Source organism: Shinella sp. HZN7, assembly GCF_001652565.1.
Classification (GTDB): Bacteria; Pseudomonadota; Alphaproteobacteria; order Rhizobiales; family Rhizobiaceae; genus Shinella; species Shinella granuli.
This window is the reverse complement of the sequence record NZ_CP015736.1, coordinates 926,543-941,154: the sequence shown is the minus strand read 5'-3', so window position 1 is coordinate 941,154 and position 14,612 is coordinate 926,543. Positions and strand designations below refer to the sequence as shown.

General features: G+C 62.5%; 13 protein-coding genes. 2 read left to right on the top strand and 11 right to left on the bottom strand.

What is annotated here, in order from left to right:
- Positions 1-45 precede the first annotated feature (45 nt).
- The 10 genes from shn_RS04550 to shn_RS04505 form a co-directional block, all read right to left on the bottom strand.
- Positions 46-918 carry a carbohydrate ABC transporter permease gene (locus shn_RS04550; protein WP_064329351.1) on the bottom strand — a complete coding sequence of 291 codons (873 nt, stop codon included), beginning with the start codon at positions 916-918 and terminating at the stop codon, positions 46-48.
- 108 nt (positions 919-1,026) lie between these two features.
- Positions 1,027-2,337 carry a sugar ABC transporter substrate-binding protein gene (locus shn_RS04545; protein WP_064329350.1) on the bottom strand — a complete coding sequence of 437 codons (1,311 nt, stop codon included), beginning with the start codon at positions 2,335-2,337 and terminating at the stop codon, positions 1,027-1,029.
- Positions 2,338-2,642: 305 nt separating this feature from the next.
- Positions 2,643-3,605: a sugar-binding transcriptional regulator gene (locus shn_RS04540; protein WP_064329349.1), complete on the bottom strand. Its 963-nt coding sequence runs from the start codon at positions 3,603-3,605 to the stop codon at positions 2,643-2,645.
- 43 nt (positions 3,606-3,648) lie between these two features.
- The gene (locus shn_RS04535) at positions 3,649-5,193 is read right to left on the bottom strand and encodes an FGGY-family carbohydrate kinase (RefSeq protein WP_064329348.1); all 1,545 of its coding nucleotides are present in this window, start codon (positions 5,191-5,193) and stop codon (positions 3,649-3,651) included.
- A 200-nt stretch (positions 5,194-5,393) separates the two neighbouring features.
- Positions 5,394-7,271: a methyl-accepting chemotaxis protein gene (locus shn_RS04530; RefSeq protein WP_084437755.1), complete on the bottom strand. Its 1,878-nt coding sequence runs from the start codon at positions 7,269-7,271 to the stop codon at positions 5,394-5,396.
- Between the two features lie 213 nt (positions 7,272-7,484).
- Positions 7,485-7,805, bottom strand: coding sequence for a hypothetical protein (locus shn_RS04525; protein WP_064329346.1), 321 nt, complete (start codon positions 7,803-7,805; stop codon positions 7,485-7,487).
- 240 nt (positions 7,806-8,045) lie between these two features.
- Positions 8,046-8,189: a hypothetical protein gene (locus shn_RS36305; protein ID WP_168168890.1), complete on the bottom strand. Its 144-nt coding sequence runs from the start codon at positions 8,187-8,189 to the stop codon at positions 8,046-8,048.
- A 133-nt stretch (positions 8,190-8,322) separates the two neighbouring features.
- Complete coding sequence (locus shn_RS04515; RefSeq protein WP_064329344.1) at positions 8,323-9,435, bottom strand: HD-GYP domain-containing protein; 1,113 nt, start codon at positions 9,433-9,435, stop codon at positions 8,323-8,325.
- 10 nt (positions 9,436-9,445) lie between these two features.
- Positions 9,446-11,656 (bottom strand): ATP-binding protein, encoded by a 2,211-nt coding sequence (locus shn_RS04510; RefSeq protein ID WP_145925867.1) that lies wholly within the window; start codon positions 11,654-11,656, stop codon positions 9,446-9,448.
- On the bottom strand, positions 11,653-12,171 hold the full coding sequence (locus shn_RS04505; RefSeq protein WP_064329342.1) for a molybdopterin-dependent oxidoreductase: 519 nt from the start codon (positions 12,169-12,171) through the stop codon (positions 11,653-11,655). Before shn_RS04505 ends, shn_RS04510 begins: the two co-directional genes overlap by 4 nt.
- A gap of 475 nt (positions 12,172-12,646) precedes the next feature.
- Here shn_RS04505 and shn_RS04500 point away from each other — a divergent pair, with 475 nt between their 5' ends.
- Positions 12,647-13,375: a response regulator transcription factor gene (locus tag shn_RS04500; RefSeq protein ID WP_064329341.1), complete on the top strand. Its 729-nt coding sequence runs from the start codon at positions 12,647-12,649 to the stop codon at positions 13,373-13,375.
- Between the two features lie 194 nt (positions 13,376-13,569).
- Complete coding sequence (locus shn_RS04495; RefSeq protein ID WP_064329340.1) at positions 13,570-13,824, top strand: hypothetical protein; 255 nt, start codon at positions 13,570-13,572, stop codon at positions 13,822-13,824.
- Here shn_RS04495 and shn_RS04490 read toward each other — a convergent pair whose 3' ends face one another.
- Entirely contained in the window at positions 13,825-14,559 is a 735-nt protein-coding gene (locus shn_RS04490) for an autoinducer binding domain-containing protein (protein ID WP_064329339.1), read from the bottom strand.
- Positions 14,560-14,612 lie beyond the last annotated feature (53 nt).

Here is a 14,612-nt window from a genome sequence, read left to right as displayed (position 1 = left end):
GTTCCAGGAACGTGCGGAGCGGTTGTGCGTCCGGAACGGCGGCAGCTATTTGTCCAGGTTCTTGCCGACGGCGCGCATCAGGAAGAAGGCGACGATGTTGGCGAGGATGACGGCGATGATGCCGCCGGCCGAGGCGCCGCCGACGTCGTAGCCGAGAAGCGCGGTGCGGTAGATCAGGAACGGCAGGTTGGTCGAGGCATAGCCCGGCCCGCCATTGGTGGTGACGAGGATCTCCGCATAGACGCCGAGCAGGAAGATCGTCTGGATCAGGATGACGACGGTGATCGAGCGGGCAAGATGCGGCAGCGTCAGGTAGACGAAGCGCGAGACGAAGCCGGCCCCGTCCATCTCCGCCGCCTCCTTCTGCTCGCCGTCGAGCGATTGCAGCGCGGTCAAGAGGATGAGGGTGGCAAACGGCAGCCATTGCCAGGCGACGATGATGATGATCGAGAACAGCGGATACTGCGCGAACCAGTCGACCGGCTGCAGCCCGAGCGCCCGGTTGATGTCCGCCAGCACGCCGTAGCCCGGATGCATGATCATGTTCTTCCACACCAGCGCGGCCACCGGCGGCATGACGAAGAAGGGCGAGATGATCATGATGCGCACGATGCCCTGCCCCCACATCGGCTGGTCGAGCAGCAGCGCAATCGCGATGCCGCCGACCACGGTGATCAAGAGCACCCCGCCGACGATCAGCAGCGTGTTCCAGATCGACTGGAAAAAGGCCGGGTCGGTGTAGAAATACTGATAGTTGAACAGCCCGGCCCAGCTGACATTGGCCGGGTTCAAAAGGTTGTAGTTCTGGAACGAGAACCACAACGTCATCGCCAGCGGCACGATCATCCAGACCAGAAGCAACCCAACAGAGGGCGCCAACATCAAACGCGCCAAACCACGCGTGTTCTCCGTCGCCATTGTCGTGACCTTTCGCAATGCTTCACAAAAGATGCCGCACCGCAGATGCAAGCTGCGATGCGGCAAGCCGGTCGAGTTGAAAACTCCCCCGGCTTCCCTGGGAGGGGACTATTTGATGTAGCCGGCGCGGGTCATCTCGCGCGTTACTACATTCTGCGCCTGGGCGAGTGCATCGTCAGCAGACATCTGGCCGGCAAGAGCTGCCGAGAAGAGCTGGCCGACCGTCGTGCCGAGACCCTGGAATTCCGGGATCGCGACGAACTGCACGCCGACATAGGGCACCGGCTTGACGGCCGGGTTCGTCGGATCGGCGGCATTGATCGAATCGAGCGTCATCCTGGCGAAGGGCGCGGCCTTCTGGTACTCGGCGTTCTCATAAAGAGACGTGCGAGTGCCCGGAGGCACGTTCGCCCAGCCTTCCTTCTCGGCGACAAGTGCCAGATAGTCCTTGCCGGTCGCCCAGGCGATGAACTTCTCGGCCGCTTCCGTCTTCTGCGAACCGGCCGGGATGGCGAGGTTCCAGGCCCAGAGCCAGTTTGCGCGCTTGCCGAGGCCGGTATCGGGGGCAAGGGCATAACCGACCTTGTCGGCGACCGTCGATTCCTTCGGGTTCGAGACGAAGGAGGCGGCGACCGTGGCGTCGATCCACATGCCGCACTTGCCCTGCTGGAAGAGCGCGAGGTTCTCGTTGAAGCCGTTGGAAGATGCGCCCTGCGGGCCGGCGTCGTTCAGGAGGCTCAAATAGAAGTCGAGCGTGTTCTTCCATTCCGGTTGGTCGAACTGCGGCTTCCAGTTCTCGTCGAACCAGCGCGCGCCGAACGAATTGGACATCGTCGTGATAAAAGCGGTGTTCTCGCCCCAGCCGGCCTTGCCGCGCAGGCAGATGCCGTTGATGCCGGCCGCGCGGTCGGTCATCTTGCGGGCGGCCTCACCGATGAACTCCCAGGTCGGCGCGTCGGGCATGGTAAGCCCGGCCTTCTCCATCAGGTCCTTGCGGTACATGACCATCGAGCTTTCGCCGTAGAAGGGCGCGGCGTAGAGCTTGCCGTCAACGGACAGGCCATTGCGAATAGCAGGCAGGAGATCGTCGACATCGTAGTCGGCACCGAGATTGTCGAGCGCCACGAGCCAGCCCTGCCTTGCCCAGATCGGCACTTCATAGGTGCCGATCGTCATGATGTCGTACTGGCCGCCCTTCGTCGCGATGTCGGTCGTGACGCGCTCGCGCAACACGTTCTCCTCAAGCGTCACCCAGTTCAACTCGATATCGGGGTTCTTGGCCGTAAAATCGTCCGTCAGCCCCTGCATGCGGATCATGTCGCCATTGTTGACGGTGGCGATGGTCAGCGTTTCTGCGCGGGCCGGATTCAAGGCGAGCAAGGACGACGCGCTCAAGAGCGCAGCAACGAGAATTTTCATGATTCAACCTCCCTAGCGATATGAGCAATTACACATATCATGCAGATATGTTCAAACCATCTTCCGGTTCGCTTGTCAAGTTCCGCCACAATGGGCAATTGCTCGACCCATTTCAATTTCGTCGCCCTTTTGAAAGGCGCGACGGCGCGCCACGTCTTGCGAAGCGCCGAACACGGTCAGGAAACAGGGGGATGAAAAGGGTGGATGGGGATGCGCGCAGGGACCGGCATGAGAAGGCGCAGGCAAAACCCGACAGGCTCGGATGCCACGCAGCCTCTCTGCCTCACCCGGGCAAATTGGAGCCACTAATCGGCAGCGGCGCGGCTCAGGATCAAATCGGCGGTTTGCTCGTCCGTAATCAACCCGTTGATTAATTTTGCAACAATTGCAGAAAAGATTGCATCGGCTTTCCGCTCCCCCGCAGCGACACCCACCACCAGGCCGTCCTTGTCGTGGGACAGTGGAACGGATGTGATGCGTTCGTTGACGCCGGCGCGAAGCACTTTCCCGTTCGCATCGAAACTCCAGCCGGTGATCTCGCCGACCGCTCCCAGCTTGATCTGCTGCAGCAACTCATCGCGCGTGATGAACCCGTCGACATGCTGCTGGGCGTCAAGGTCCATCTGACCTACGCCGACCAGCGTGACGTCCGCCTTCTGGGCCAAGCCGTGGGAGCGCTTTACGACACGCAGGGACGTGAGCACGTTGCGCTCGTCCGCGCTATCGGCCAACACGGGCAGAGGCATCGGGAAATGCCGTGCCCTGGTGAGGTCCGCCAGGCGGCTCAGCACATCGAAGGAACTCGCAGAGCCATCCGTGGCAATGTTCCCGACAAGGCCGACCAATGTGTGATGCGGGCTGTTCATCGGCTGCATCCGATCGACCGCGGCCCTGAGGGTCCGGCCCGTTCCGATCGCCATGACGATGGGGGCGGAGCCCGAAAGGGTCTGCTCGATGAAGGACGCCGCGCTCGTGGCGATGCCCGATATGGACCCGGCGGCGGCAGGATCGGTCGGCACGACATCGCAGTATTTCAGTCCGAACCGGTTGCGCAGCGTCTCGGACAACTCCATGACCGTGTTTATTCTGTTTTCGAAGCGGAATGTGACAAGCCCCTGCGAGACGGCGAGGGTCACCAGCCTCTGGGCTGTCGGCCGCGAGATCCGCAGCTTGGTGGCGATCTCTTCCTGGGTATTGCCCGCGATGAAATAGAGCCACGCTGCGCGAGCCGCAGTTTCGAGCTTCGTGCTCTCGGTGTCATGTCCCAACGTTCCACTCCCTCAAATCCCGGTCCAATACAAAAATGCCGTATCAGACCGCAAGCTGTCTCATCACGGCCTTGATGACGGGATCATGGGCCAGCGCCTGATAATTCTTGTAAATCTCGCGATACAGCTTCGTACGGTTCGAATCCGGGTTGACCGTCTTGTAGGACCGGCAGCCAAAGTGCCGGGCACCTTCCTGAAAATCGGCGGCGACGCCGGATGCGACGGCACCGTGGATCGCCGCCCCGACCGCGGTTGCAAATTTCAGTTCGGCGACCCTGACGGGGCGTGCGATGACATCGCTGATGGTCTGGATGAGATAGGCATTCTCCAGCGCGACCGTGCCGGCAAAAACGGGCCACGCGATATGCTCTCCGTCAGCCTCGCCGTAATCGACGATCGCCTTCACGCCGAATGCGAGGCTTTCGACGAGCGCCTGATAGATTTCGACGCCGGTGGTTTCGATCTTCAGGCCCAGAATGAGCCCGCTCAACGACTTGTCGGCGAAAGGCACGCGGTTTCCGCCGAACCAATCGAGCGCCAGCAACCGGCCGTGGGCAGGGCGCAGACACGCGGCCTGATCGTTGTACCAGGCAAACCCCTGGCTGGAGCCCGAAGCATCCGGAACGGTCCGCATGAACCACTCCATCATATCGCCGAATGCCGCCTGCCCCGCTTCGCAACACCATTCATCCGGCACAGCGGCATTGTAGGCGCCCGCCTCGTAGCCGTCGGGCAATACCCCGCTCTGCCCGCCGACGCGCAAGAAGCCCGAGGACGTGCCGAGCACGCCGACGAACGCGGGTCTGCCTGTTGCCTGGACAGCCGGCAGCACCGCGTGGGAATCGATGCAGGCGACGGCAACGACGGGCGCGCCCTTCATCCCGGTAGAGGTGAGCCAGGCCGGCGAGACCGGTCCCGCAACCCTGCCGATGCCAGCCGGCGGGGAAAGCTTTGCAGACAGGCCTTCGACCACGTCACCGGGATAACCGGTTTCCTCCGTATAGCAGGCCTTGTAGCTGGCGAAGTCGACGCTGCGACATTCGTGACCCGTCAACTGCCAGACGATCCAGTCCCCGACCTCTATATATTTCGCGGCAGCACGCCAGATTTCCGGGCATTCGGTTGCGGTTTCCTCGGCCTTCGCGACCAAGCCCTCCCCGGAAAACCGTCTGATCCTCCCGTCCTTGCCGACACGGCGGCTGACCAGTTCGGCGTAGGGCTGAGACGATCCGTGCTTCCACAGCTTTACCAATGCGTGCGGATTGTGCGGATATTCCTCCTCGAAGGTGCTGCCGTCGTCCCGAACCGCGAGCGGCGAACAGGCCGTCGCGGCAATGCCCACCGCCGCGATTTCACGATCGTTGCCCAGTTCGGAAAGAATTTGCAGGCAACTGCGGATATAGTCTGCCGGCCTGTGCAGTGCGGCACGCGGACGACCGCTCTGGCCGCTGTCCAGATCGTAGTGCAATAGTCCGGTGCGGTAGCGCGAGACGGCGCTCCCGACCTCGCGGCCCGTCTCGACGTCAACCAGCACACCCCTTGCGGATGCCGTGCCGAAATCAATGCCGATGAGAAATTGGGCTGCCAACGCACGTTCCTACTTCCGCAATATCCGTCACCAGGCAGGCATTCCGCCAGCATCGCGCAAGCGGAATGCATTGCCGCCGAGGAAAGCGGACGAATCCCCGCATGTCCAGCCCTCGCATCGGCAAAAACGGTTGACGAACAATGCCCGCCCGCCTGAACGAAGGGGGTTCAGGCGGGCGGGCGCATGTTCCAAACTCCGGATCAGGCGGCCTTCGAATGTTGCGATCCGGCCTCCGCGCGCTGCCAGGAGCCGCCGCCGGCGGCAGCGGAACCCGGCTCGCGGACCGCCCTGCGGCGGTTGAGCTTGAAACGGCCGACCAGAGACGCGAGCAGGCCGGCCTCTTCGGCGAGCGTGTGGCTGATGGCCGTCGTCTCCTCGACCATCGCAGCGTTCTGCTGGGTCATCTCGTCGATGCTGTTGACGGCAGCACTGATCTGCTGAAGCCCGGCCGACTGCTCCGTGGCCGCCGTCGCAATCGCGTCCATGTTCTCGTCGATCTCGGCGACGAAGGTGCCGATCCGGTCAAGTGCCTTGCCCGTATCGCCGACCAGTTGCACGCCCGTCGAGACCTCGGATGCCGAGTTGGCTATCAGTCCCTTGATCTCCTTGGCCGCCTTGGCCGAGCGTTGGGCAAGCTCGCGGACCTCCTGGGCAACGACGGCGAAGCCCTTGCCCGCATCGCCCGCCCTCGCCGCTTCGACGCCGGCATTCAGCGCAAGGAGATTGGTCTGGAATGCGATCTCGTCGATCACGCCGATGATCTGATTGATCTCCATCGACGCCGTTTCGATGCGGTGCATGGCATCGACCGCATTGCGGACCACGTCTCCGGAGCGGAGCGCGGACACCTTCGCCTCGCGAACGAGGTCACGCGTCTGCTGGGTGCGCTCGGCCGAGGCATTCACGGTCGCCGCGACCTCGACGAGTGCGGCGGAGGTCTGTTCGAGAGCCGCCGCCTGCTGTTCCGTTCGCTTTGCGAGGTTGTCGGCGGCCTGGCGCATCTCCTGCCCGTTCTCCTGCAGCGCATGCGTTTGCTGAAGCACCTCGACCAGCGTCGCCTGGAAGGTCGCGATCGAATTGTTGAAATCCCGGCGCAACTGCTCGAAATCGCCCGGGAACGGCTCGTCGATCGTCATGCGGATATTGCATTCGGCAAGGCGTGCGAGACCGGCGCCGAGCTCGGTGACGACGACATGCAGATTGTCGGCATGCGCTGCCCGCAGGCGCTCGGCATGGGCCTTTTCCTCATCGAGAAGGCGCCGTTGCGCCTCCATATCGGCAAGGCGCATCTGGACGCGCTCGTTCACCGAATCGCGCAGGCAAACCAGCGTGCGCGCCATGGCGCCCACCTCGTCGCGCCGCGCGGTGTCCGGGACATCGGCAGCGAAGTCCTCCTCGGCGATCCGTCCCATTGCCGCCCTCAGGCGCCGGATCGGCCGGGTGACCGACAGCACGATCGACAAGGCCGCAACGAGCATCAGGCCGGCGCCAACGACGGCGACGCCCAGTCCCAGCCGTGCATGCTGCCAGAATTTCCCTTCGAGATCGTCGATGTAGACCCCGTTTCCGATCACCCACCCCCACGGCTCGAACAGCGCCACATGGGAGAGCTTCGCGACGGGTTCCGCCACGCCGGGCTTGGGCCACAGATAGTCCACGAAACCGCTTTTCTGCGCGCGGGCAACCTTCACGAATTCCACGAAAATGGCCTGACCATTCGGATCCTTCATGCCGGAAAGATCCTGCCCATCCAGCTCAGGCTTGATCGGATGCATGAGCATGATCCGGTCGAGATCGTTTACCCAGATGTAGCCGTTCTCCCCGTACCGGATCGCCTTCAACTCGGACAGGGCCGTACGCTGGGCCTCGGCGCGGGAGACTGCGCCACTCTGCTCCAGGGCCTGCTGACGCGCCACGATGGACATGGCCACCTCGTCGACCGTCTGGAGAAGCGTCATGCGTTCCTCCGTCAATTGTTCGCTGCTGGTTTGAAGGCTCAGGAGCATGGCGGCGCAAACGACGAACAACGAGAGACCAACCAGGAGATAGAGCCTGGCGGCGATTCCAAGACGGGACATGATCGCTCCAATGGAAGACGCTGACGGAGGAACATCCGGTTCAACCGGCGCGGACCGCCGACATCATGCCTCGCGCAGGATGCGCGGGTCCGCTGCGGAGAAGGAAAGTCCACGCCTTTCCTCGTCCCTATCCTAAAAATAGGATACACTTGTTTACATCCGGTAAACCGTAAGCACGATGCTGCGGGCAAACGATTGGAAAAGCGGGAAAATTCAGCCGGGCGCACCCGTATCCGACATCGGGAAACGCTGCCGTGCCCCATCGGCGCCGCACAGCGTCACCGCGAGCGTTGCCGCATCGAGAACCGGCCCGCTATCCAGCTTTTCCGCCGCAACGACGACCAGATGGGCGGGCAGCGCGCCGGCCGCGTGCTCGGCAAGCGAGCGGCACAATTCCGCGATCGCCGCCCGGCGCTCCCCCTCGGCGAGCCGCATCATCCCCATGGCGACGTCGACCACCGCTGCCGGCGACGCTTCATGGCGGCGAGAATTGATGAAGCGGTCAACGACATCGGCGAGCGAAGAGCAATCCATGGTCCGTCGGTCTCGATCACGGCAACCGGAGGGCCTGGGCACCCCTATCGCCCTACACATTTTCTCGGAAGCGCGACAAGGTGAGAGCGATCGCTATCGGCCCTTGCCGCAAAAGGCGGGAGACACGCCTACCATCTTTCGCCTCCTGCAGGAGGCGAGACCGGGTTGCGGCGATAATCCCAAATTTAGGCTGAACATATTAACGGAACGCGAAGAAAACGCCGGCGGGAAGGCCACGGTTCACAGGAACTCCAGCCCGAGTTCCGTCAATGTCTTCCGTGCCACGCGGCAGGCATATGTGGTGCCCTCCTCAAGATCGAGGTCGACCATCCCCGGCACGCCGAGCGTCGACAGCAGAACCACCTTCGCCCCGGTCTCGGACATGTTCCGGACCGTGCAGTCGAAAGCGGACTTGCGCCCGTTGAAGACGATCTTCCCGGCCTTGAGGGTTTCCGGCGCACGGCTTCGCGCCGATCCCTGGTATCAGTGCACATGAGGAGCTGGATCTTTCTGTATCTCAGATTGCTTCGGCAAAGCAGACATTGGGGCCGGCATTCGTCGCAGAAGGCAAACGCGCGTCCGTGGCGAGCGTCGGCCCATCGATATTGTCGAGCATCGTCTTCAGGATGCTGGGCAGAGCCCGCTCGAAAGCCTCGACGCAGCCGGGGTCGAACTGGGTGCCCGCCCGCTCCCTTATATGCGCCACGGTCTGCTCGACGCTCCAGGCGGGTTTGTAAGGCCGGGCGGTCGTCAAGGCGTCGAAATTATCCGCAAGGGCGACGATGCGGCCGGCAAGAGGGATCGCTTCGCCGGACAGGCGGAAGGGATAGCCCTGCCCATCCCAGCGCTCGTGATGGCTTCTTGCGATCTCGGCCGCGAGCTGCAGCAGGCTGGATTTCGATTCACGCAGGATGTCGCATCCGGCAATGGTGTGCTGCTGCATCGTGGTAAACTCCTGCTCCGTCAGCTTGCCCTTCTTCAGCAGGACCGCATCGGGGATCGCGACCTTGCCGATGTCATGCATGGGCGAGGCCAGGCGAATATCGTTGCAGAGCTCTTCGCCAAGGCCGTATGACAGGGCAATCGCCTCCGAATAGAGACCGACGCGCTTGGTGTGCTTGGCCGTTTCCGCATCCTTGTAGCTGGCGGCGATCGTCAGCCGGTCGATGATCTCCTCTTCTCGCGAGCGAAGCTCGGCGACGGCCTTCTGGACCTCGACGCGCAGCCACTCCGCCTTGTCGGCGAGCTTGTTCTGCGCATCGACCAGCGCGACGAGATTGCGCATCCGCGCCTGGAATTCGAGGGGAGAGACCGGCTTGGTGAGGAAGTCGATCGCACCGGCGTTCAGCGCCGCCATCCGCACCGCGCCGTCCCCGTCGGCCGTGACGAAAACCACGGGCTTGCTGCGGTATTTCTCGAAGCGCCGCATTTCTCCGAGCAGCTCGACACCATTATAGGCGGGCATCTGGAAGTCGATCACGGCGATGTCGAAGTCGAGCGCGGGCATCGCCGTCAGCACATCGACAGGATTTTCAAACAGGACCGGCTCGCAACCGGTGAGCTTTTCCACCAGCTTGCCGAGGAAGGTGAGATTCGTCTTGTTGTCGTCTACGAGAAGAATGCGCATCATGCGTCCCTGTTCAAGCGGCGTACCGCTGATGGTTGTCTCTTATGATCTGTGCGAGTTGTTCGATGCGGCCGTTCGTCAGAGCGGCCGTCCTGAATTCCTGTGATGTCGCGGCGATTTCGGTCAGGCCCACGCTCGCCGCAGCGCCCTTGAGCGTATGGAGCAGGTGATCGATCTTCGTTGCATCGCCACCAGACAGCGCGTCGTGGAGACCGGCGAGAACGGTGGCGGCATCGTTGAAGAAGCTCGCCAGCAGCTCGGCGAAAACCTCCTCGCCCAGCGCCTCTATCATCTCGGCGCGGCGCATGAGAAAAGCGTCGGAGCCAGCCGCGGGCGTGGCGTTCAGGGCGGAAGGAATGGGGCAATCGGCGGGAGCCGTCAGCTTGCGGCAGCGGCCGATGATCTTGCGGAGCTGCTTCATCGTCACCGGCTTGCTCTGGAAGTCGGTCATGCCGGCCTCCGCGCAGAGCCGCCTGTCGTCGTCCGAAGCGTTGGCGGTCATGGCGATGATCGGCAGATCCGCGGGCTTGCCGGGAATGGCGCGCATCCGCCGCGCCGCCTCGATGCCGTCCAGTCGCGGCATCTGCATGTCCATGAGCACCAGATCGAAATCCTCCGTCTCGGCGATCTGCACGCCTGCCAGGCCATCGCCCGCAATGGTGACGTGCTGGCCGAGATGGCGCAGGAAACCCGCGGCGACCTGCTGGTTGACAAGGTTGTCCTCGACCAGGAGAATCCTCAGCACCGGCAAGGCCTCCTGGACCTCGTCACTCGCCGCCTCCGCATCCACGGCGGAAGAGGCCGCGGCGACCGGAATGCCAAACCAGAACGTGCTCCCCTCGCCCAGCTTGCTCTGCACGCCGATCTGCCCGCCCATCGCCTCGACGATTTGCTTGCAGATCGTCAGGCCGAGCCCGGTTCCGCCATATTCCCGGCTGATCGACGCGTCGACCTGGGAGAACGGGCGGAAGAGCTTGTCCATGCTGGACGGATCGATACCGATGCCCGTGTCCGAGACCTCGCCCCGCAGCAGGAGCGTGCCTTCGACCGCCTGCTCGGAAATCCGCAGCGTAACCGTTCCGTCCCTGGTAAACTTCACGGCATTGCTGAGCAGGTTGAGCATGACCTGCCGCAGGCGGGTCGGATCGGTCGCCACCACGGGAGCGAGGAAGGTCTCGGGCAAGACGAGCTCCACGCGGTTGCCGTGTTCGAGCGCCCTGTCCCGGATCATCTCCACCGTGGCCTCGGCCAGGGACTTGAGATCGACGGGCCGGAGATCGATGTCGATCCGATTGTGCTCGATCTTGGCGAAGTCAAGGATTTCGTTGATGACTTCGAGAAGGGCCGCACCCGAGCGGCGGATGGTCTGCACGCCCGGCACGACCTCCGCCGGCAGCGGCGCCAGTTCGAGCAGTTCCGCCGTGCCGAGGATGGCGTTGAGCGGCGTGCGGATTTCATGGCCCATGGTGGCCATGAACTGCGACTTCGCTCGATTGCCCGCCTCTGCCGCCTGATAGGATTCGACGAGCCTGTTGCTGAGCTCTTCCAGGTCGAAAGCGGCGCGCTTGACCGACCGCAATTGCCGGCGCAGCGTGACGATGAGGAAGAGGACGCAGCCCACCAGGAGAACGATCAGGCCGCCGGTCTTGATCTGCATGTCAAGCACGTCTGCGCGGTTCTCGGCCCGGGCGATGCTGATCGCATTGTTGGTGTAGAGCAGAAGATCGCCCGTCTCCTCGACCGTCCGTTCGAGGGTCCGGTCGATCGCGACGAAGGCCTTTTCGGAAACCGGCTTTCTTGCCGCGATGGCATCAAAGGCATCAACGATACCGAAGACCGCCCGCCGGATCTCCCCGACCTTTTGGTCGACGGCCTTGTCCAGCGCGAACTGGTTTTCAAAGTTCGTCTTCTCGAGGATCGAGATTCGCGAATAGAGGATATCATAGCGGGTCGCGAGGTTCTTGAGCGTCGCCGACTGGAAGTCGCCCTCCAGCACGGCGACATGAAGTGCCTCATGCAGACGCCGGGCTTCCCGGTCGAGCTGATAGACCGACCAGAGGGCATTTTCGCGAATCCCGCCCTGCAGGGTCGTATACCGGTTCGATATGTCCGCGAGCAGGAAGGCAAGGCCCAGCAGCAAGCCGACCGAAAACAACTGGAGGACAGCCGTGGTCTTGCTTGCCTTGCGGATAACGTCCCCGCTATGCCGGACCCTGTTTTTCACGGCGCGACCTCGATGGCCTTGATCTGCCAGACCGATCGCGTGAAATACTTCTCATTGTAGAGGGCGGGGTCCTTGTCGAAGGGATAGACAAGGAACAGCGGCCCCTTCTCGCGAACGGACATCGTCTCGCCGTTCATGCGCGTCGCGAGGATCGTATCGAGCGAGACCGCGTCCTCCATGGGAACGTCGGCCGCATAGTCGTTGATCGCCGTCACCTTCATCTCCGTGCCGTGCGCGCCGGCGGCCTCAATGACCGCCCGCAGGAGAGGACCGGAGAAATTCATGCGTCCCTCGGTCCAGGGTGTCTCCATTTCGCCCGACCGGCCGGCCAGCGCTTCCAGCATGGCAAGGTCGAACTGGGCGGTTCCGTCGACATTGGGGTGGTCGAGGCGGTCCGCCGTGATCGTCAGGATCACCTCGCCGGTGGGTTTGTCGAGCGCCGCCGCACCGCCCGCCGATGCCAGCAAGGAGGCGGCCAGCGCCGATGCAAGGAACGCGCGTCGTAAGAGGGTCATGGTGTTGCCTATGAAAGGAGCCGGCTCACTGCGCGGGCACGCGCCGCTTCACAAAGCGCGTCTGCCAATCCCCAGCCCTTCGTGCCGGAACGGCGACAGGGCGTATGGACGGGACAGCGCGATTTTCCGGATGCGGGCGGCCCAAGAGACACCGGTTCGATGGTTAACGATGCATAACCCGCCGAAATCCGGCGGCGGCCCGAAAGCGGGCGGCAGCCGTTTTTGGGCCGGCTTCATGCCGGCAGGAGCCTGTCTGGCTCGGATAATCCCAAAAATAGGATTGAGACATTGACGAAATCTGAAAAGCGTTGGCTCAATTCGACGCAATATGCGATTTTACTGAAATAGATCGCAACGCGTGGGCCATTGTCGCAGATCGCGCAGATTTGAATGCGACGTCCGACGCCCTATGTTACCACTTCCGTGCGATCGGTGCGGTTCTCGCCTCCGCAAACAGGACACGCAAAAGGGGCACATGCATATTTCGACCACGAATTCCGCGCTCGATCCAAACCAGTTCCCAGATCTGTCCTCCTGGCCCAAACACCGCCATTTCCGCAGCCATCCGCTGGTGGACCGAACCCGCGCCGCCGTGCCGTTCGACAATGTGGTCATCAGCGGGCTGGATATCGCGCGGTTCGATCATGCGAGCTGCAAGTCGATCGACAGCGACCTGCCGCCCTCCTTCGTGTCCACCTATTACGAGGAGGAACTCTATCGCAACGATCCCTTCGTCATCGGGATAAGCGCCTCGGAAAGCGTGCTCGTCGAGGCGGACGTCTATGTTCGCCATCCGATCAGCGAGCGGCTGTCCTATGTGCTCGAAAGCCACAACATCCGAAACCGGACCTACTTCCTGCTCAAGCGCGGCAACCACGTCTATGCAGCGGTCGGCTTTACCCGCCAGCAGCCCTTCACCGAGGAGGAGCGGAGCTATCTTCAAATGATCGCCCAGCCTCTCCATCGCGCGTTCACCAAACCGATCATGGACCGGTTTGCGGCGGAACACCTGAAGCTCAGCCATGGCGAGGTCGAGTGCCTTCGCCTTGCGAGCACCGGCCTCACGACCGATGAGATCGCGGAGGCGACGGGCCTGCAGAAGAACACCATCAACACCTATTTCCAGTTGGCCGCGCGCAAACTCGGTGCGATCAACCGGCCTCAGGCCATTGCCGAGGCGCTGAGGCGTATGCTCATCGATTGAGCAGACAATGCGTCAGAAGCGGCCTTAGACTAAAGCCGAATTGCGTTTTTAACGGCTTATTAGGATTCACATCTTATTTTTCAGATGCCCGCGAAACACGCCACACACCCCAAGGGGAGTTCGTGGCCGAGCGGCAGCAACGCAAGGGCTGAAACGAAAAGTGAAGCCGTCTGCTTTCCACAAGACAAGACAAAATGACGCTCTGTGACGACCATCCCGTGACTGACAACGCCGAGGTCGATGCCCGGATCAACGCGTTGGTTGACGGCCTGCTGGCAGCAGGTTGCGACATATGGGCCGTGGGGCAAGGCTATTGCATCAACGAACCGGAGGACGACGTGACAGGCAATGCCGTCAGGACCCTCCTGGAAGGCTTCGGGCCCCGCCATCATCTCATCGCCAGGTTCAATGCCGTGCTGCGCCGGAGGGGGCGCCTGATCGAGGTCTGATCAGTCGATCAGGCGTCGGCGGATCGCCTCGGCGACGGCCTGCGAGCGATTGGCGGCGCCGAGCTTCTTCACGGCCGCCTTGATGTAGGTGTTCACCGTGTCGACCTGGTATTCGGTGACGGACGCGATCTCCTCGCTCGTCAGACCGACGCTGGCGTGGGCGAGGCACGCTATCTCTCCCTTGGACAGGCGAAGCTGCTGCGCTGCGAAACGCTCCATCAGCGGCCGCGTCACGACCGTGTGGATCGGCTCGGCGATGACCTCCAGGAAAGCAAGTTCATCGGCCTCGAAGGCGTCATTGCGGGTGAAGCAGACCGCGCCATAAACGACGCCGCTGCGCTTGATGGGAAAGAGCGTGCGGTTGTGGATGCCGAACAGATCGGCGAGATAGGCAAGGCGCGCCGGGGGCGGCGAAACTGCATAGACATCCTTCTCCGCGATCATCGTGCGGGAGGTCTTCGCGGCGATGACGAAGGGATCCGATTTTGACAAAGCGTCCGCGGCATAGCTTTCCATGAAAGCGGGGGGCAAATCCGTGTCGATCGAATGCCCCTTCCCGAAGCGGTAACCCTCGACATCCAGACCACTGATGATGATGTAGTCGAACGGAACGGCCCGGCGGAACCGGTCCACGATCTCGTTGCGCCCGAAATGGCGGTGCACGGGTACGGACTGCAGGTCACAAAATTCGTCCAGGGCGTTGGGCGCCACCATGGAAAGCGCGCTGATCGACATGCAAGCTCTCTTCTCTCTTGATTCCAGTCAAAATTGGAGTGTGAATGTTACGT

Bases quoted from the DNA above. Each gene is read 5' to 3' on its own strand.
- shn_RS04490 (WP_064329339.1), bottom strand. From the start codon at position 14,559: ATGTCGATCAGCGCGCTTTCCATGGTGGCGCCCAACGCCCTGGACGAA.
- shn_RS04500 (WP_064329341.1), top strand. From the start codon at position 12,647: ATGCATATTTCGACCACGAATTCCGCGCTCGATCCAAACCAGTTCCCA.
- shn_RS04545 (WP_064329350.1), bottom strand. From the start codon at position 2,337: ATGAAAATTCTCGTTGCTGCGCTCTTGAGCGCGTCGTCCTTGCTCGCC.
- shn_RS04525 (WP_064329346.1), bottom strand. From the start codon at position 7,805: ATGGATTGCTCTTCGCTCGCCGATGTCGTTGACCGCTTCATCAATTCT.
- shn_RS04530 (WP_084437755.1), bottom strand. From the start codon at position 7,271: ATGTCCCGTCTTGGAATCGCCGCCAGGCTCTATCTCCTGGTTGGTCTC.
- shn_RS04550 (WP_064329351.1), bottom strand. From the start codon at position 918: ATGGCGACGGAGAACACGCGTGGTTTGGCGCGTTTGATGTTGGCGCCC.
- shn_RS04505 (WP_064329342.1), bottom strand. From the start codon at position 12,171: ATGACCCTCTTACGACGCGCGTTCCTTGCATCGGCGCTGGCCGCCTCC.
- shn_RS04495 (WP_064329340.1), top strand. From the start codon at position 13,570: ATGACGCTCTGTGACGACCATCCCGTGACTGACAACGCCGAGGTCGAT.
- shn_RS36305 (WP_168168890.1), bottom strand. From the start codon at position 8,189: ATGTCCGAGACCGGGGCGAAGGTGGTTCTGCTGTCGACGCTCGGCGTG.
- shn_RS04515 (WP_064329344.1), bottom strand. From the start codon at position 9,435: ATGATGCGCATTCTTCTCGTAGACGACAACAAGACGAATCTCACCTTC.